This window comes from Streptomyces sp. NPDC059740 (assembly GCF_042733155.1).
GTDB lineage: Bacteria > Actinomycetota > Actinomycetes > Streptomycetales > Streptomycetaceae > Streptomyces.
Genome location: NZ_JBHWGP010000032.1, coordinates 62,591 through 79,768 on the forward strand (window position 1 = coordinate 62,591; position 17,178 = coordinate 79,768).

Annotated in this window: 16 protein-coding genes; 4 read left to right on the plus strand and 12 right to left on the minus strand. The window is 73.1% G+C overall.

Annotation, left to right across the window (positions count from 1 at the left end):
• From ACFV3R_RS27530 to ACFV3R_RS27545, 4 genes are read right to left on the minus strand one after another with little or no spacing between them, the layout of a single operon-like run.
• Positions 1-1,650 (minus strand): uroporphyrinogen-III synthase, encoded by a 1,650-nt coding sequence (locus ACFV3R_RS27530; protein WP_385588720.1) that lies wholly within the window; start codon positions 1,648-1,650, stop codon positions 1-3.
• Entirely contained in the window at positions 1,647-2,657 is a 1,011-nt protein-coding gene (gene hemC, locus ACFV3R_RS27535) for a hydroxymethylbilane synthase (RefSeq protein WP_385588722.1), read from the minus strand. The genes ACFV3R_RS27530 and hemC overlap by 4 nt, the downstream gene beginning before the upstream one ends.
• The gene (locus ACFV3R_RS27540) at positions 2,650-4,023 is read right to left on the minus strand and encodes a glutamyl-tRNA reductase (RefSeq protein ID WP_385588724.1); all 1,374 of its coding nucleotides are present in this window, start codon (positions 4,021-4,023) and stop codon (positions 2,650-2,652) included. Before ACFV3R_RS27540 ends, hemC begins: the two co-directional genes overlap by 8 nt.
• Positions 4,020-4,811, minus strand: a complete 792-nt coding sequence (locus ACFV3R_RS27545) for a redox-sensing transcriptional repressor Rex (RefSeq protein WP_385588726.1) — start codon at positions 4,809-4,811, stop codon at positions 4,020-4,022. The genes ACFV3R_RS27540 and ACFV3R_RS27545 overlap by 4 nt, the downstream gene beginning before the upstream one ends.
• A gap of 539 nt (positions 4,812-5,350) precedes the next feature.
• On the opposite strand from ACFV3R_RS27545, the gene ACFV3R_RS27550 reads away from it, so the two are divergent.
• The 4 genes from ACFV3R_RS27550 (at position 5,351) to ACFV3R_RS27565 (ending at position 9,640) form a co-directional block, all read left to right on the plus strand.
• A complete protein-coding gene (locus ACFV3R_RS27550; protein ID WP_385588728.1) occupies positions 5,351-5,629 on the plus strand; it encodes a glutaredoxin family protein in 279 nt (92 codons plus the stop codon).
• Between the two features lie 132 nt (positions 5,630-5,761).
• A complete protein-coding gene (locus tag ACFV3R_RS27555) occupies positions 5,762-6,757 on the plus strand; it encodes an HAD family hydrolase (protein WP_385588730.1) in 996 nt (331 codons plus the stop codon).
• Positions 6,758-7,306: 549 nt separating this feature from the next.
• Positions 7,307-8,116, plus strand: coding sequence for an ECF subfamily RNA polymerase sigma factor, BldN family (locus ACFV3R_RS27560; protein ID WP_385588732.1), 810 nt, complete (start codon positions 7,307-7,309; stop codon positions 8,114-8,116).
• Between the two features lie 291 nt (positions 8,117-8,407).
• Positions 8,408-9,640 (plus strand): DUF5667 domain-containing protein, encoded by a 1,233-nt coding sequence (locus ACFV3R_RS27565; RefSeq protein ID WP_385588734.1) that lies wholly within the window; start codon positions 8,408-8,410, stop codon positions 9,638-9,640.
• Positions 9,641-9,734: 94 nt separating this feature from the next.
• On the opposite strand, the gene ACFV3R_RS27570 is transcribed toward ACFV3R_RS27565, so the two are convergent.
• The 8 genes from ACFV3R_RS27570 to ACFV3R_RS27605 all read right to left on the minus strand — a co-directional run bounded on the left by ACFV3R_RS27570 (position 9,735) and on the right by ACFV3R_RS27605 (position 17,039).
• Positions 9,735-10,967 (minus strand): lysophospholipid acyltransferase family protein, encoded by a 1,233-nt coding sequence (locus tag ACFV3R_RS27570; protein ID WP_385588736.1) that lies wholly within the window; start codon positions 10,965-10,967, stop codon positions 9,735-9,737.
• Between the two features lie 10 nt (positions 10,968-10,977).
• Positions 10,978-12,054, minus strand: a complete 1,077-nt coding sequence (locus ACFV3R_RS27575; RefSeq protein WP_385588738.1) for an NAD-dependent epimerase/dehydratase family protein — start codon at positions 12,052-12,054, stop codon at positions 10,978-10,980.
• Between the two features lie 274 nt (positions 12,055-12,328).
• A complete protein-coding gene (locus tag ACFV3R_RS27580; RefSeq protein ID WP_003948845.1) occupies positions 12,329-12,427 on the minus strand; it encodes a 30S ribosomal protein bS22 in 99 nt (32 codons plus the stop codon).
• A gap of 205 nt (positions 12,428-12,632) precedes the next feature.
• The gene (locus ACFV3R_RS27585) at positions 12,633-12,842 is read right to left on the minus strand and encodes a helix-turn-helix domain-containing protein (RefSeq protein ID WP_385588740.1); all 210 of its coding nucleotides are present in this window, start codon (positions 12,840-12,842) and stop codon (positions 12,633-12,635) included.
• Positions 12,843-12,970: 128 nt separating this feature from the next.
• Positions 12,971-13,786 (minus strand): phosphatase, encoded by an 816-nt coding sequence (locus tag ACFV3R_RS27590; RefSeq protein ID WP_385588742.1) that lies wholly within the window; start codon positions 13,784-13,786, stop codon positions 12,971-12,973.
• Between the two features lie 120 nt (positions 13,787-13,906).
• Entirely contained in the window at positions 13,907-15,082 is a 1,176-nt protein-coding gene (locus tag ACFV3R_RS27595) for an acetoin utilization protein AcuC (RefSeq protein WP_385588744.1), read from the minus strand.
• Entirely contained in the window at positions 15,033-16,304 is a 1,272-nt protein-coding gene (locus tag ACFV3R_RS27600) for an MFS transporter (protein ID WP_385588746.1), read from the minus strand. The genes ACFV3R_RS27595 and ACFV3R_RS27600 overlap by 50 nt, the downstream gene beginning before the upstream one ends.
• Before the next feature lie 66 nt (positions 16,305-16,370).
• Entirely contained in the window at positions 16,371-17,039 is a 669-nt protein-coding gene (locus ACFV3R_RS27605; protein ID WP_385588748.1) for an HAD family hydrolase, read from the minus strand.
• Positions 17,040-17,178 lie beyond the last annotated feature (139 nt).

Genomic DNA, 17,178 nt, shown 5'->3' on the forward strand with positions numbered 1-17,178 from the left:
TCAACTGCGTGCCCTTCTACGGGATCCGGGCCGCCGCTCGCTCGGGCGCGTGACCGGGTCGCCGGCCTCGACCGCGGCGTCACGCCGCGCCGCGCCGAAGTCGGCGAGCGCTGCGGCCAGCTTGTGCACCGAGGGCTCGGGCGACATCACGTCGACGCGCAGCCCGTGCTCCTCGGCGGTCTTGGCGGTGGCCGGACCGATACAGGCGATCACGGTCACGTTGTGCGGCTTCCCCGCGATGCCGACGAGGTTGCGCACGGTCGAGGAGGAGGTGAACAGCACGGCGTCGAACCCGCCGCCCTTGATCGCCTCACGCGTGGTGGCGGGCGGCGGCGAGGCGCGCACGGTGCGGTACGCCGTGACGTCGTCGACCTCCCAGCCCAGGTCGATCAGACCGGCCACCAGCGTCTCGGTGGCGATGTCGGCGCGCGGCAGGAAGACGCGGTCGATCGGGTCGAAGACCGGGTCGTAGGGCGGCCAGTCCTCCAGCAGCCCGGCGGCGGACTGCTCGCCGGAGGGGACGAGGTCGGGCTTGACGCCGAAGGCGACCAGCGCGTTCGCGGTCTGCTCGCCGACGGCGGCGACCTTGATGCCCGCGAAGGCGCGGGCGTCCAGGCCGTACTCCTCGAACTTCTCCCGCACCGCCTTGACGGCGTTGACGGAGGTGAAGGCGATCCACTCGTAGCGGCCGGTCACCAGGCCCTTGACGGCCCGCTCCATCTGCTGCGGGGTGCGCGGCGGCTCGACGGCGATGGTCGGCACCTCGTGCGGCACCGCGCCGTAGGAGGAGAGCTGGTCGGAGAGCGAGGCGGCCTGCTCCTTCGTCCGCGGGACGAGCACCTTCCAGCCGAACAGCGGCTTGGACTCGAACCAGGACAGCTGGTCGCGCTGCGCGGGGGCGCTGCGCTCGCCGACCACGGCTATGACGGGCTGCCCGCCGTCCGCGGCCGGCAGCACCTTGGCCTGCTTGAGCACCTGCGCCACCGTGCCGAGCGTGGCGTTCCAGGTGCGCTGCCGGGTGGTGGTGCCGGCGACGGTGACGGTCAGCGGGGTGTCGGGCTTGCGGCCCGCCGTGACCAGCTCGCCCGCGGCGGCGGCCACCGAGTCCAGCGTGGTGGAGACCACCAGCGAGGCGTCGGAGGCGCCCACCTCCGACCAGCAGCGGTCGCCGGCGGTGGCGGCGTCGATGAAGCGGACGTCGGTGCCGTGCGCGTCACGCAGCGGGATACCGGCGTAGGCGGGGACGCCGACGGCCGAGGCGATGCCGGGCACGACCTCGAAGACGACGCCCTCGGCGGCGCACGCCAGCATCTCCTCGGTGACGTGCGCGTCAAGGCCGGGGTCACCGGCCACCGCACGTACGACCCGCCTGCCGGACCTCGCGGCCCCCATGACAAGATTGGTCGTGTCGCGAAGCGGCGGTACCTCAGGGGGAATTGACGTGCCGTCGGCCGTGGCCTGCAGCGGCGTGTCGACGTCCTCGCGTGCGTGTGCACGGACGACGTCGAGCACGGCCGGGTCTGCGACCAGTACGTCCGCGGCGGCCAGCGCCTCCACGGCGCGCAGGGTCAGCAGTCCCGGGTCGCCGGGCCCGGCACCGATGAAGGTGACGTGGCCGGCGGTCGGGCGGTTCGGGGCGGTGGGGTTCAAAGTGCTCGCTCCCCCATAAGACCGGCCGCACCCTTGGCCAGCATCTCCGCGGCGAGTTCGCGACCCAGCCGCGTCATGAGGGTCGCTGCCTCGTCGGGAGAGGCGGGTACGTGTCCGGTGGTGGACAGCTGCACCAGCGTGGTGCCGTCGGTGGTACCGACGACGCCCCGCAGGCGCATTTCGTTGACAGTCTGCTCTCCGGCGGAGCCGTCGGCCCGCAGGTCGGCCAGCGCACCCACAGGTGCGGAGCAGCCGGCCTCCAGGGCGGCGAGCAGGGAACGCTCGGCGGTGACGGCGGCCCGGGTGAGCGGGTCGTCGAGCTCGGCGAGCTGGGCGGCGAGCGCGCTGTTCGCGGCAGCGCACTCCACCGCCAGGGCCCCCTGGCCGGGGGCGGGCAGAACCGTGTCGGGCGAGAGGAGCTCGCCCGCCTCGCCGAGACGGCCGATGCGGGTGAGGCCGGCGGCGGCCAGCACGACCGCGTCCAGTTCGCCCTTCTCGACGTATCCGATGCGGGTGTCGATGTTCCCGCGGATCGGCACGGTCTCCACCGCAGCACCCGACTCCCGCGCCCAGGCGTTGAGTTGGGCCATGCGGCGCGGTGATCCGGTGCCGATGCGGGCGGTGCGGCCCTCGGCCGCGGCCCGCGAGGTCAGCTCGCGGAAGGTCAGCCCGTCGCGGGCCACCAGCGCGTCGCGCGGGTCCTCGCGCGTCGGGATGGCGGCCAGCGTCAGCTCTTCCGGCTGGGTGGTCGGCAGGTCCTTGAGGGAGTGCACCGCGAAGTCGATCTCGCCGCCGAGCAGCGCGTCGCGCAGCGCGGTGACGAAGACGCCGGTTCCGCCGATCTGCGCCAGGTGCTCGCGCGAGGTGTCGCCGTAGGTGGTGATCTCCACCAGCTCCACGGGACGCCCCGTGACCTGGTGCACCCGCTCGGCGACCTGGCCGGACTGCGCCATCGCCAGTTTGCTTCGCCGGGTGCCGAGCCTCAAAGCCCGTTGTGTGTCAGTCATGCCCGCTCCCGGGGTTCCGCGTGTCGGCCCGGCTGACGGCGGCGACCGTCTGGGGGTCGAGGTCGAAGAGTTCGCGCAGTGCGTCGGCGTACCCGGCGCCACCGGGCTCGCTGGCGAGCTGCTTGACCCGCACGGTCGGGGCGTGCAGGAGTTTGTCGACGACGCGGCGCACGGTCTGGGTGACCTCGGAGCGCTGCCGGTCGTCCATGTCGGGGAGGCGGCCGTCGAGCCGCGCGAGTTCCGCGGCGACGACGTCCGCGGCCATGGTACGCAGAGCGACCACGGTGGGGGTGATGTGCGCGGCGCGCTGGGCGGCGCCGAACGCGGCGACCTCCTCGGAGACGATGCCGCGCACCTTGTCGACGTCGTTCGCCATCGGCGCGTCCGCGGACGCGTCGGCCAGCGACTCGATGTCGACGAGGTGCGCGCCCTCGATCCGGTGGACGGCGGCGTCGATGTCGCGCGGCATCGCCAGGTCCAGCAGGGCCAGCGGCGTGGTGCGCCCGGCCGCCGCACGGCCCACGGCCTCGGCGGTCAGCACCAGGCCGGTGGCGCCGGTACAGGAGACGACGACGTCGGCGGTGGCCAGCTCGGCCTCGGCCTCGGCCACCGGCACGGCACGCGCGGTCAGGCCGTGCTCGGCCCCCGGTCCGCCGGCCTCGGTGAGGATCTGCGCCAGGCGCTCGGCCCGCTCGACCGTGCGGTTGGCGATCGCCAGTTCGGCGATGCCGGCGCGGGCCAGCGTGGCGGCGGCCAGCGAGGACATCGAGCCGGCGCCGATCACCAGGGCCCGCCTGCCGGCGGCCCACTCGGCGACGGCGGCCTCGCCCGCGGCGCCGGGACCCGCGAGCTGCTCCAGGCCGAAGGTGACCAGCGACTGCCCGGCCCGGTCGATGCCGGTCTCGCTGTGGGCCCGCTTGCCGACCCGTAGCGCCTGTTGGAACAGGTCGTTCAGCAACCGGCCCGCGGTGTGCTGCTCCTGGGCGAGCGCGAGGGAGTCCTTGATCTGCCCGAGGATCTGGCCCTCGCCGACGACCATCGAGTCCAGGCCGCAGGCCACCGAGAGCAGGTGGTGGACGGCCCGGTCCTCGTAGTGGACGTAGAGGTAGGGGGTGAGTTCGTCCAGCGCCACCCCGCTGTGCTGGGCGAGCAGTGTGGAGAGCTCGGCGACGCCGGCGTGGAACTTGTCCACGTCCGCGTAGAGCTCGATGCGGTTGCAGGTGGAGAGCACCGCGGCCTCGGCGGCCGGCTCTGCGGAGACCGTGTCCTGCAGCAGCTTGCCGCGGCCCTCCGGGGCGAGGGCGGCGCGCTCCAGGACGCTCACCGGTGCGGTGCGGTGGCTCAGTCCGACGACCAGGAGGCTCATGCCGGCATCACGGCGGGCAGGTCCCCGTCCGGTCCGTTGTCGTCCCTGCTGCTTCGCGAGCCGGCGCGGGAGGCCCGCGTGGCCGAGGGCGGGGGCTGCATGGCGCCGGCCGCCGTCGCGGTGTCCTCACCGGCCTTGCGCTGCTCGTGGAAGGCCAGGATCTGGAGCTCTATCGAGAGGTCGACCTTGCGCACGTCGACGCCGTCCGGGACGGTCAGCACCGTCGGCGCGAAGTTGAGGATCGAGGTGACGCCCGCGGCGACGAGCCGGTCGCAGACCTGCTGGGCGGCACCGGCCGGCGTGGCGATCACACCGATCGAGACGCCGCCCTCGTCGATGATCTGCTCCAGCTCGTCGGTGTGCTGGACGGGGATGCCCGCCACCGGCCGGCCGGCGAGCGCGGGGTCCGCGTCGATGAGGGCCGCCACCCGGAAGCCGCGGGAGGCGAACCCGCCGTAGTTGGCGAGCGCCGCACCCAGGTTTCCGATACCGACGATCACCACGGGCCAGTCCTGGGTCAGGCCCAGCTCGCGGGAGATCTGGTAGACGAGGTACTCCACGTCGTAACCAACACCCCGGGTGCCGTAGGAGCCCAGGTAGGAGAAGTCCTTGCGCAGCTTCGCTGAGTTGACGCCCGCCGCGGTGGCCAGCTCCTCGGAGGAGACCGTGGGCACTGAGCGCTCGGAGAGCGCGGTCAGGGCGCGGAGGTACAGCGGAAGCCGGGCGACGGTGGCCTCGGGAATCCCTCGGCTTCGGGTCGCCGGTCGGTGAGTTCGGCCAGTTGCCACAGTGCTCCTGCGGGTAGAGCGAGGCTGTGGGCGGCCTCCTCTTTCACGACCGCCCCGTCCACCGCAGGCTATGCCTTTGTGAACGCGTGCACAAAGATGGTGTCCGCTTTGTCCGACCAAAGTGACCGGTGTCACGCGGGGTTCCCCGTAACCTCCGGAACCATCCCCGCAGGCCCGGCGTTCCCGCGTGCCACGCTGGTCGGGCGGGTGCGCCGACGGAAGCACGCTGCTCACTCCCTTACCGCTACGCCCCCGGCCACCAGACAAATCGACCACCGAGCCTAGTGCACTCACACACCCCCGCCGACCCCTTTCGGCTCACGGCGAAGACCACCCGCACCGGCACCCCCGAGGCCGGACCGCAGGGCGTGGCAGGCCGCGGACAGGGCGTGACGGCCCCCACCGGACGGCGCAGCCGCTCCCCGGGCGGACCCGGCCCGGCACCCGGGGACGGACCACGGCGCACAGCCGGGAGCGGGCGCGGGCCGGACCCGGGGACGAGGGACGGGGCAGCCGCCGGCGCGCGGCATCATGGAGGCATGGCCCCTCTGCTACGACGCAACCGCCGGGGCGACCCGGCCGACCGCATGGTCACCCTGATCGGCAAGCCCGACTGCCACCTGTGCGAGGACGCCGAGGCGGTCGTCGCGCAGGTCTGCGCCGAGACCGGCGCCTCCTGGGAGAAGAAGGACATCACCCAGGACGCGGAACTCCACCGCGCCTACTGGGAACAGATCCCCGTCGTCCTCGTCGACGGGGCCCAGCACGACTTCTGGCGCGTGAACCCCGACCGCCTGCGCCGGGCACTGGGCGCCTGACCCGGGTCCGGGCCGGGCGACCGGTCCGGACGCCCCCACCGCCCGCAGGCTTCACCGGAGCGTCGCCGACCCCCGGTCCGGCCGCCACCCGGCCGTCACCGCGGGACCGAACGCAGTGGCTATGCTCGCCGTATGGCCCACCCGTCGCGCGATCCCCGCTCCCGCAGGCTTGCCTGGGGATCGCCCCTGCGGCTCGGCTGGCTGGGCCGCCGCCGCCGCGCCACGGCCCGCAGCGTGCTGGCGGGTGAGGCCGCAGCCGAGGCCGCGCGCAAGACCTCCCAGGAGGCCGAGGAACTGGCGGGGCTGGCCGGGGCGACGCGCGTCGAGCCCTCGGAGCCCGAGTTCCCCGTCGCCGGCGACGAGCGCGCCGCCGCCTTCTTCGACCTGGACAACACCGTCATGCAGGGCGCCGCGCTCTTCCACTTCGGCCGCGGCCTGTACAAGCGCGACTTCTTCCAGACCCGCGACCTGGCCCGCTTCGTGTGGCAGCAGGCGTACTTCCGCCTCGCCGGCTCGGAGAACCCCGACCACATCGAGGACGCCCGCAACAGCGCGCTCTCCATCGTGCGGGGGCACCGCGTCTCCGAACTCATGACCATCGGCGAGGAGATCTACGACGAGTACCTGGCCGAGCGCATCTGGCCCGGCACCCGCGCCCTGGCCCAGGCCCACCTGGACGCCGGGCAGAAGGTGTGGCTGGTGACGGCCGCCCCCGTGGAGACCGCCACGATCATCGCGCGCCGCCTGGGCCTCACCGGCGCCCTGGGAACCGTGGCCGAGTCGGTGGCGGGCGTCTACACCGGCAAACTCGTCGGCGAACCCCTGCACGGGCCCGCGAAGGCCGAGGCGGTCCGGGCGCTCGCCGCGGCGGAGGACCTCGACCTGGACCACTGCGCCGCCTACAGCGACTCCGCCAACGACATCCCCATGCTCTCGCTGGTGGGCCACCCCTACGCCGTCAACCCCGACAGCCGGCTCCGCAGGCACGCCCGGGAGCACGGCTGGCGGCTGCGCGACTACCGCACCGGACGGAAGGCGGCCCGCATCGGCATCCCGGCCGCCGCCGGAGTGGGCGCCGTCGCCGGGGGCACCGCCGCGGCCATCGCCCTCCAGCGCCGCCGCCGCTGAGCCTTCGGCACCGCCCCGGACCCTCCCCCCGCCGACGGTTCGATCAGAACTGCTCACGCACCGACCGTTCAAGATCGTCGGCCGTCCGGCCCGTCAAGCCGCGTCCGCCTCACTCAGCGCAACCGCGACACGCCCGCAGGCGCCCCCCCGGCGGGCCCTGGGCGACACGCCCGGACGAACCGCCCACGTCCCCGGTTTCAAGGGGCCGCACACCCCCGGACGGCACCTCCGACACCCCAATCGGACGGGTATACCCCGCCCGGACCGCACCCAGTCCTCCGTGTTCGGTGAAGTTGGCCCACAAGCCGTGTCCCGCCGCTAACCAGGCAGATCACGCACCATTCCGATCAAATAGTGGTCTGCAATCGGTACTTGCTCGCTCATCATTTCGTAACGGACCGCAACTAATCGACGATTTGAGCAACTGGGTGTAGCGCTGCCTGTACGAAGCGTTATTCTCCTCAGACGCAAACCGCTACCCCGGTGTCCCTACGACGGGTGAACGGTTCCGCACTGCACGTGATGGAAAGCTCTGCCTCTGGGAGTCCCGTGTCTCCACACGTCGGGGTTGACGCCTCGGGCCTGGCTACGCTGCGTACGTCGCTCTTCGAGCACCTGCGCGGCTTCGTCCCCACCGCGATCGCCGTCCCCGCATTCGCCTCACCCCTGCCGGCCGCCGCCGGCGCCACCCTGACCAACGGGGCGGCGACGGCGGTCGGCAAGGCCACCGTCAGAACCACCCGCCGTACAGCGGTCGGAACCACGCGCTCCGGAGGTAGCGCGACCACCCGACGCGCACCCGCCGACGGCGACAGCCGACGGATGATGGAGTGGGTCGAACGGGCCCAGGCCGGCGAGACCGACGCCTTCGGCCACCTCTACGACCAGTACGCCGACACCGTCTACCGGTACATCTACTACCGGGTCGGCGGCCGGGCCACGGCCGAGGACCTCACCAGCGAGACCTTCCTGCGCGCGCTGCGGCGCATCGGCACCTTCACCTGGCAGGGCCGTGACTTCGGCGCCTGGCTGGTGACCATCGCGCGCAACCTGGTCGCCGACCACTTCAAGTCCTCCCGCTTCCGTCTGGAGGTCACCACCGGCGAGATGCTCGACGCGAACGAGGTCGAGCGCAGTCCGGAGGACTCCGTCCTGGAGTCGCTCTCCAACGCCGCACTGCTGGAGGCCGTCCGCAAACTCAACCCCCAACAGCAGGAATGCGTTACGCTCCGCTTCCTCCAGGGCCTGTCCGTCGCCGAGACGGCCCGGGTCATGGGCAAGAACGAGGGCGCCATCAAGACCCTGCAGTACCGCGCCGTCCGCACGCTGGCACGCCTGCTGCCCGAGGACGCCCGCTGACCCCCGCCCGGGCCCCCGCTCCCTTCCCCCCACGCGGCACCGACCGGCCCGGGCCCCACCCACCCACCACTCTTCGCGGTTGTCCATGAACCATCGGTCACATCATCGTGAGTGCGTAACCCAAGTGCCGCGCGGCTCGTTGAGGGGGATGAAGGATCCAAGCGGTCACGCCATGCCCGCATACCCTGACGCAACCGACGGTGTGCGTGCGGCGCGTACCACCTCCCGGCCGCCACGGCCGGCCGGACCCTTCCAGGGAGTCGAGCGGGATGACGAGAGGAGGTGCCGCCCGTGATCGCGAACGTATCTGCGCACCGGCGGGCTGACGCCTTCGCCCAAGCCCTGGAGCAGGAGTTGCCCAGGGACGGGGTGGCCGAGGACGGCAGCGCCAGACGGTCCGAGGCGAGCGGCCGGCCCGAGGACGAGCGGCTGCTGACGGTCGCCCGGTCGCTGGAGGCCGTGCAGAAGCCCGAGTTGAGCCAGGAGGCGAGGGCCGTCCAGCGCGCCCGGTTGATCGCCGCCATGGAGGCGCAGTTCGCCAGTGGCGAGGCGGTGCGCGGGGACACCCCGCGCCTCCCCGCCCAGCGCGCTCCCCGGCGCAGCCACCGGGCCGCCCGTTCGCTGAGCAGGCTCCGGCCCCGGTCGCGGCTGACCAAGAGCCTCGCCGCGGGCGGGCTCACCGTGGGCGTGGCCGCCGGGGCGTTCGGCGGCGTGGCAGCCGCCAGCTCCAACGCCCTCCCCGGCGACACCCTCTACCACCTCAAGCGCGGCATGGAGGACATCCGACTCGGTCTGACCGACGACGATTCCGACCGCGGCATGCTCTACCTCGACCAGGCCTCCACCCGCATGATGGAGGCGCGACGCCTGATGGAGCGCGGGCGCTCGGGCCACCTGGACCACGAGGCGCTGGGCGAGATCCGCGGCGCTCTCTCCGGCGTCACGCACGACGCCTCCGAGGGCCACCGCCTGCTGCACGCCGCCTACCAGAAGGACGGCGGCCTCGGCCCCATCCAGGCGTTGAGCACCTTCACGCAGCAGCACCGCCGGAGCTGGGACAGGCTGCGCGAGAGCCTCCCCGTCCAACTCACCGACGTCTCCCGGGACGTCAGCTCGGTCTTCGACGCCATAGACGAAGAGGTCGGACCGCTCCGCTCGCTCCTGCCGAAGGCACCGGGCAGGCAACAGGACACCCCGGGGAGCTCCGCCCCGAGCGCCGCTCCCCGCTCCGGCTCGTCCTCCGAGGGCAACGCCTCCGACTCCTCCCAGCAGCCCCGGCAGCGACACGGTCACGCCGCACAGCCGTCAGCCGGGCCCTCCGAGGAACAGGGCCTCCTCGGCGGTGCCGGCGACCTGCTGAACCCGCCGTCCGCGCACGACAGCGCCGCGCCGTCGACCGGCGAGGCCGGCGAGAGCGCCGGGCGGGGCAACTCGTCCGCCAAGCCCGACATCACTCTCCCGCCGCTGCTTCCGGGGCTCCTCCCGGGCCTCGGAATCGGCGCCGCGGAGGACGACCAGGGCTGAGCGCTCCCGCCTCCGCCGCCGCAGGGCCCGTGGGACCTTCGAGTTCCGCGGGCCCTGCGTCGTCTGCGGTCGCGCGGCGGGGCAAGGCCCGCCGTCAGAAGAACACCGAACGGCGCTGCACCAGCAGGGTGTAGAGGGTGTGCTGGATCGTCTCCCGCACCTGGTCGGTCAGGTCGAACAGCAGCATGGGGTCCTCGACGGCCTCGGGACCGTAGCCGTCGGTGGGGATCGGCTCGCCGAACTGGATCGTCCACTTCGTCGGCAGCGGGACCGCCCCGAGCGCGCCCAGCCACGGGAACGTCGGGGTGACGGGGAAGTACGGCAACCCCAACACCCGTGCCAGCGTGCGGGCGTTGCCCACCATGGGGTGGATCTCCTCGGCCCCGACGATCGAGCACGGCACGATCGGGACGCCGGTGGACAGCGCCGTGGAGACGAAGCCGCCGCGCCCGAAACGCTGGAGCCGGTAGCGTTCGGCGAAGGGCTTGCCGAGCCCCTTGAACCCCTCCGGCATCACCCCGACCAGCTCACCCCGGGCCAGCAGCCGGCTCGCGTCCTCGGAGCAGGCCAGCGTGTGACCGGCCTTCCGCGCCAGTTCGTTGACGACCGGCAGCGCGAACACCAGGTCCGCGGCGAGCAACCGCAGGTGTCGGTCGGCGGGATGGTGGTCGTGGACGGCGACCTGCAGCATCAGCCCGTCCCACGGCAGCGTGCCCGAGTGGTTGGCGACGATCAGCGCGCCCCCCGTGGCCGGCACGTTCTCCATGCCGCGCACCTCGACCCGGAAGTACTTCTCGTACAGCGGCCGCAGCAGGCCCATCAGCAGCCCGTCGGTCAGCTCGGGGTCGTAGCCGAACTCGTCGACCTCGTACTCCCCGGTCAGGCGCCGCCGCAGGAAGCCGAGCCCTTCGGCGATCCGGCGCTCCCAGGGGTTGCGGACCGTCGACGGTCCCGCCCCCTCCGCGGCAGCCTCGGCGCCCCGGACGTCCCCGGCGGCCTCCTCACCGCCGTCGACCGCCGCCGCCCCACCCGCGGCCCCGTTCGCAGCCTCGCCCACGGCCTCGTCGGCGGCCTCGTCCGCCACCGGCCCGAGGCCCCCGGGCCCCGAGCGGTCCCCGTCCTGCCCGGGGGGCGGACTCCCGACCGCAGCGTCCACCGCCTGCTCCCCCGCCTCGCCCGCAGCTTCGCCCACCGCGTCGTCCTCCGCAGCTCGGCTCTCCGGCACCGGCCGCCCCCGGGGCGGCGCCCCCGCGCCTCCCGACCGCACGGCCCTGCGCCGCCCGCCGTGGGGGTTCTCGCCGAACGGGATGACCTTGGCGTCCGCCATGCGCTGCTCCTCAACTCTCCGCCCGGCCGCGCCGGGGAAGCGCGGCGGCAAGCCGGTCGACGGTACGGGCCAGCGCCCCGGGGGGCAGCAGACCCGGACCGTGGCCACGCGCGAACTCCCCGAAAGCCTCCGCCGTGGAGAACGCGGGGTGGAACCCCAGTGTCTCGCGCATCTGCGTGGTGTCGACGACGCGGCCGTGCGTGAGGAGACGGATCTGCTCCGGCGAGAAATCCGTGAGCCCCAGCCCGCGCAGCGCCGAACCCGACCAGGTGAGGGCCGGCAGGAGGAGGGGCACCGTGGGCCGGCCCAGCCGCCGCGCGCACTGGGAGAGGAGCAGCACCCCGGCTCCGGCCACGTTGAACGTCCCACTGTTGAGCGTTCCCCGGCGCGGTTCGCAGGCGCCGAGGCGCAGGGCCTCCACCGCGTCGTCCTCGTGCACGAACTGCAACCGCGGGTCGTAGCCGAGGACGGTGGGCAGCACGGGCAGGGCGAAGTACTCGGCCAGGGGCGAGTCCGTCCGCGAACCGAGGACGTGGGCGAACCGCAGGACGCAGACGGCGACGTCGGGGCGGCGGCGCGCGAAGCCGCGCACGTACCCCTCGACCTCGACCGCGTCCTTGGCGAACCCACCGCTGGGCAGCGCCCGGGACGGAGTCGTCTCGGTGACGACGGCCGGGTCACGCGGCGCGGAACCGTAGACGCTGGTGGTGGACTTCACCACCAGCCTGCGCACCGTCGGCGCCCGCTGGCAGGCACCCAGCAACTGGAGGGTGCCGATGACGTTGGTCTCCTTCACCGACGCCCGGCTCATGCCGCCCGCGTCGTGGCGGCCGGTGGGGAGGCTGCCCAGCGCGGCACCGGCCAGATCCATGTGGACGACCGTGTCGGCGCGCGTCTCGGCGAGCACCTTGGCGATCTGCGGCAGCCTGATGTCGGCCTGGACGAACTCGGCGCCCCCCAGCGAGTGCTCCGGTTCGACGACGTCCACCCCGACGACCCGGTCGACCCCGGCCTCCTCCTGCATCCTGCGGGCGAACCGGCCCCCCAGCCACCGTGCCACCCCTGTCACCAGCACGACCCTGCCCACGATCAGCCTCCTCCACCGCCGTCGGCACCGCATCGCCCACCGGAGCCACGTCGGCGAGCGCGCGCCTCCCGGAGCCAACCTATTGCAGGGCACCGTACGGACCGGGCCCGGCCGTCGCCGTGACGGACACGCCCGGGCCCGCCGGGGACCGTGCCGGTGCGCCGGGGGAAACGACTCACGAGCCCGCGGGGCCCCAGGGGGCTCCCCGCACCGAACGCGCCGCAGGCCCCCACCGTTGCCGGTGGGGGCCTGCGGGAATGCGGTCAGCGTCGCGTCACTTCTTGTTGCGACGCTGCACGCGGGTGCGCTTGAGCAGCTTGCGGTGCTTCTTCTTAGCCATCCGCTTACGCCGCTTCTTGATAACAGAGCCCACGACAACCCTCGCTCACTTCGAATCGCCCCCCTGCCCACATCATTCCGCAGGAGGGACCACGGTGCGGGGCGTCGAGCCCACACTACCTACAGCGGGCCAGCCTACCCGGCACAGGGCGATGCGCGTAATCGGGGCGCGGTACCTGAGGGCACCAGGGCTCTGCCGCACGACGGGACGCCGTTTCCCGGCACCGGCGACGGCCCGTTCAGGCCGACTCCACCCCCACGTACGACTCCCGGAGGTAGTCGTGCACGGCCTGCTCCGGCACGCGGAACGACCGTCCCACGCGGATCGCCGGGAGGTGACCACTGTGCACCAGACGGTACACGGTCATCTTGGAGACCCGCATCACGGTGGCGACCTCCGCCACCGTGAGGAACACGACCTCGTTGAGAGGCCTCTGCTCAGCAGTCATGACACACCTGCACCTTCCGCACGTGACGGGCGCCGGCTTCCCCTCCGGTCACTCTTCGTCGCTGCGCGCTCACTCCCCAGAGTAGGGGCGGGTGATACGAGTGGGGAAGAGGAGTAGCCACCGGCTGTCTAGTGGGACAGACGAGCCTGTTTGAGCACATAGCGAACAAGTGGCTGATACGAGGCAGCGGACACCCCGTCGTCGAGGGGAACCACGGTCGACACCCGTCCCTCCCCCTGGGCCACGAACACCGCAGGGTCGTCCACGTCCGCCGTCGCGGCCACCGGAAAGCCCAGTTGACCTGCACCGCAGGCCCAACCGTGGTCACCGATGACAAGCTGGGGAAGCACTCCGTCCGCCTCCGCGGCAGCCGCCAGCGCGACCCTCAGGGGCAGCGGTGAGTGCGTGTGCGCCCCGGGACGATCATGCGTTGTGCGCACATCCTGCTCACGCACGAACGCGACACCCCGTACGTAGACCAGTACGTGCGGACGTACGCCGAACCGTGTGGTCAGCGCGAGACGCCGCCCGTACCCAGGGGTGAGGACCGGGCAGCCGACCGCCGACAGGGCGACGCTCAATCCGGCGTAGAACCCCAGCAACCGGTCGGGGTGGCCGGTGCCCAACAGGACGGGTGCGCGGCGCGAGGCGACCTCGGCGAGCGCCGCGGAGAGCTGCCGCAGCCCCGCCAGCGTCCGCACCGGGTCGATCACGGCAGGACCGCCGTACCGCTCGATCCCGGTGGGCCCACCGCACCGTCGCGCCACGAGCTCCGCCAACTCGGCCACTTCCCAGCGGCGTTCCGGCTCACAGCCCATCAGCGTCCGGGGATCTCCTGCTGCGAACAGGCGGTAGCGGCGCAGGGTCTTCTCGCGGTCGGTGGCGAGGGACCCGGCGAGCCGCTCGCGGAGGAGATGCGCGCGCAGCGCCTCGGTCCCGGCCACCCCTCCATGCTGACGCGGCACGGCACCGGCGAAGTGCCGGAGCCCGCCCCCTCACCCGATAGGGCGGTGTGGACGCACACCGCCCTCCAAGGCCCCGTCAGTACTGGTAAGGACGGGTGGTCAGGGCAGCAGACCGTGGGCGGGGAAGACGGCGCGGCGAGTGGCCAGCACGGCTTGGTCGACCCGGTCCGCGGGGTCGTAGCCGCTGCCGTCGAAGTCCCGCCACGCCGGCTCCCGGCCGTCGGTCATGCGCAGCGGCGCCACCTGCCGGGTCCGGCTGTACACCTCGTGGCGCCAGTCCTCCGGCACCGGCGTCCGCGGGTCGATGGGCCGCCCCGCAGCAATGGCGACGAGGTGCGTCCACGCCCGCGGCACCACCTCGGCGACCGCGTAACCGCCGCCGCCGAGCGCCACCCACCGGCCACCGGTGTGCTCGTGGGCGAGGTCGTGGCAGGCTGCCGCAGCCGCCCGCTGGGCGTCGATGCTGAGGGCGAGGTGGGCCAGCGGGTCCTCGAAGTGGGTGTCGGCGCCGTGCTGGGTGACGAGGACCTCCGGCCGGAACGCCGCGAGGAGTTCGGGCACCACGGCGTGGAACGCCCGCAGCCACCCGGCATCCGCGGTGCCTGCGGGCAGGGCCACGTTGACCGCGCTGCCCTCGGCGCCCTCGCCGCCCGTCTCCTCGGGCCAACCGGTCTGCGGGAAGAGGGTCCGCGGGTGTTCGTGGAGGGAGACGGTCAGGACCCGGGGGTCCTCCCAGAACGCCGCCTGCACGCCGTCGCCGTGGTGGACGTCCAGGTCGACGTAGGCGACGCGCTGAGCGCCGAGTTCGAGGAGCCGGGCCACGGCGACCGCCGCGTCGTTGTAGATGCAGAAGCCGGCGGCGCCGCCCGGCATGGCGTGGTGCAGACCGCCGGCGAAGTTCACCGCGTGCAGGGCGCTGCCGCCCCACACCGCTTCGGCTGCACCCACTGACTGGCCGGCGATGAGCGCAGAGGCTTCGTGCATGCCGGGGAACGCCGGGTCGTCCTCGGTCCCGATGCCGTACGCCGGGTCCGCGTCGGCCGGGTCGACGGAGGCGGCCCGCACTGCCCGGAGGTAGTCCTCGCGGTGGACCAGCCGCAGCGTGGAGTCGCCCGCCGCTCTCGCCGACACCACGTCGACGTCACCGCGGTGCAGGCCGAACTCCTCCACCAGCCTCATGGTGAGGGCGAGGCGCACCGGATCCATGGGGTGCCCGGGGCCGAAGTCATAGCGGGTGACCGCTTCGTCCCACATCAGCTGTGCGTGGCCGCTCATGTCCGCCACCGTATCGGGCCGGCCCCGCGCCGAACGACCTGGCGTGGAGCAGTGTGACGGCCACCAGGACCAACGGCACGGCCATCGCCCCGCGGTAGCTCCACGCGTCGCCGACCACGCCCACCAGCGGCGAGCCCACCAGGAACCCGACGTAGTTGAAGACGTTGAGGCGGGCCACGGCGGTGTCGGAGGCTTCGGGGAAGAGCCGGCCGGCTGCGGCGAAGGTCTGGGGGACGATGACGCACAGCCCCAGCCCCAGCAGCCCGAAGCCCGCCATCCCCCACCACGGTCCGGGCGCCGCCGCCACCACGCCGAACCCCAGCACCGCGAGGACGGTGCCGCACCGCACCACGGCCACCGCACCGAACCGCCGCACCCCGACGTCCCCCACGGCCCGCCCCAACAGGGCGGTGACCATGTACAGGTTGTAGGGCACGGTCGCCAGCTGCTCGGAGCCGCCGAGCACGTCCCGCAGGTACTTGGCGCTCCAGTTGGAGACGGTGGAGTCGCCGATGTACGCGAACGCCATGACCAGGCACAGCGGCAGGAGCAGCCGCAGACCCACCCCGACGGGCGCGGGCCCGGCCGCGGTGACGGGGGCCGGCTCGGCCGGGACGGTGGCGGGCACCGGCGTGGGCGCACCGCTGCCGGCGTCGGGGTACCAGCGCCCGGCCAGCAGCGCCGCGGGCCCCAGGACTGCGACCACCGGCCCGTACAGCCAGACCAGTGGCATCGCCTGGTGAGCGCCCCACCAGGCGAGCGAGGCGCCCACGATGCCGCCGAGGCTGTAGACGGCGTGGAAGCCGAGCATGATGCTGCGTCCGTAGGCGCGTTGCAGGCTGACGCCGAGCATGTTCATCGAGGCGTCCAGGGCGCCCACCGACAGCCCGAAGACGCCCATCGTCACGGCGAACGGCGCCAGCGTCCCGAAGGAGCCGACGGCCACCAGCATCAGACACGCCACCGGCTGCGAGCACCACAGCACCAGCCCGGGGCGTACCCGCTTCACCACGCGTTCCGTGGCGAGGCTGCCCACGCCGGCGAGGACGGGCACCGCGGCGAGGAAGGCCGGCAACAGGCCGTCGGAGACGCCGTAGCGGTCCTGGATCGCGGGGATGCGGGTGACCAGGAGGGCGAAGACCGCCCCCTGGACGAAGAAGCTCACTCCGAGCGCCGCCCGCCCGCGCCGCAGCGCAGGGGTGCGGCCGGTGGGTGCCGTCATGGCGGCTGATCGTAGGCCCGGTCGCTACTGCGCGGTAGACGGGCGGCGGAAGCAGTTCCCGCAGCGTCAGTCCGGCCGGACCGCTGCGGTGGCCGCAAGCAGCCCGGGCAGACGCGCCATGTCGGAGAAGAGGGCGGTTGCCTGGTGAAGGCGGGCCGCCTCGGTCATCGCGGTGTAGCCGTAGACGTCCATACCCGCTGAGACGGCGGCCTCGACACCCAGCACGCTGTCCTCGACGACCGCACACCGCTCGGGAGCGACACCCATGCTGCGTGCGGCGTGCAGGAACAGGTCCGGGGCGGGCTTGCCCCGACCGACGTCCTCGGCGCTGAAGACCCGGGCGTCGAGGAAGTAGTGGTCGAGCCCCGTGGTGCGGTGGCCGACGCGGATCTTCTCGTGACTGCCCGAGGAGGCCACGCAGTAGGGAACGCCTGCGGCCCCCAGCTCCCGAAGCACCTCTTCCACGCCTGCGACGGGCTGCAGTTCGCGGGCGAAGGCGTCGAACACCCGCTGGTGGAAGTCCTCGTCGAAGGTCGCGGGCAGGCGCCGGCCGGTCCGTTCGCGGATGGTGTCGTGGACGCGGTGGATCGCAGCCCCCATGTAGTCGCGCACGGACTCCTCGTAGGTCGTGGGGTGCCCCAGCTCGGTGAGGTAGGCGGCCAGGATGGTGTTGGCCAGCGGCTCACTGTCGACGAGGACACCGTCGTTGTCGAAGATGACGAGGTCATAGCGCATCGTCGAAGCCTACGGACCACCCCGCCGACCACCGCGTCGGGTCCTGAACGCAGGAAAGCCCCGCACCAACGGTGCGGGGCTCCCCCATCAAAAATTGTTCGGCGGCGACCTACTCTCCCACGAGGTCCCCCTCGCAGTA

Bases quoted from the DNA above. Each gene is read 5' to 3' on its own strand.
- hemC (WP_385588722.1), bottom strand. From the start codon at position 2,657: ATGACTGACACACAACGGGCTTTGAGGCTCGGCACCCGGCGAAGCAAA.
- ACFV3R_RS27540 (WP_385588724.1), bottom strand. From the start codon at position 4,023: ATGAGCCTCCTGGTCGTCGGACTGAGCCACCGCACCGCACCGGTGAGC.
- ACFV3R_RS27550 (WP_385588728.1), top strand. From the start codon at position 5,351: ATGGCCCCTCTGCTACGACGCAACCGCCGGGGCGACCCGGCCGACCGC.
- ACFV3R_RS27555 (WP_385588730.1), top strand. From the start codon at position 5,762: ATGGCCCACCCGTCGCGCGATCCCCGCTCCCGCAGGCTTGCCTGGGGA.
- ACFV3R_RS27570 (WP_385588736.1), bottom strand. From the start codon at position 10,967: ATGGCGGACGCCAAGGTCATCCCGTTCGGCGAGAACCCCCACGGCGGG.
- ACFV3R_RS27585 (WP_385588740.1), bottom strand. From the start codon at position 12,842: ATGACTGCTGAGCAGAGGCCTCTCAACGAGGTCGTGTTCCTCACGGTG.
- ACFV3R_RS27595 (WP_385588744.1), bottom strand. From the start codon at position 15,082: ATGAGCGGCCACGCACAGCTGATGTGGGACGAAGCGGTCACCCGCTAT.
- ACFV3R_RS27600 (WP_385588746.1), bottom strand. From the start codon at position 16,304: ATGACGGCACCCACCGGCCGCACCCCTGCGCTGCGGCGCGGGCGGGCG.
- ACFV3R_RS27605 (WP_385588748.1), bottom strand. From the start codon at position 17,039: ATGCGCTATGACCTCGTCATCTTCGACAACGACGGTGTCCTCGTCGAC.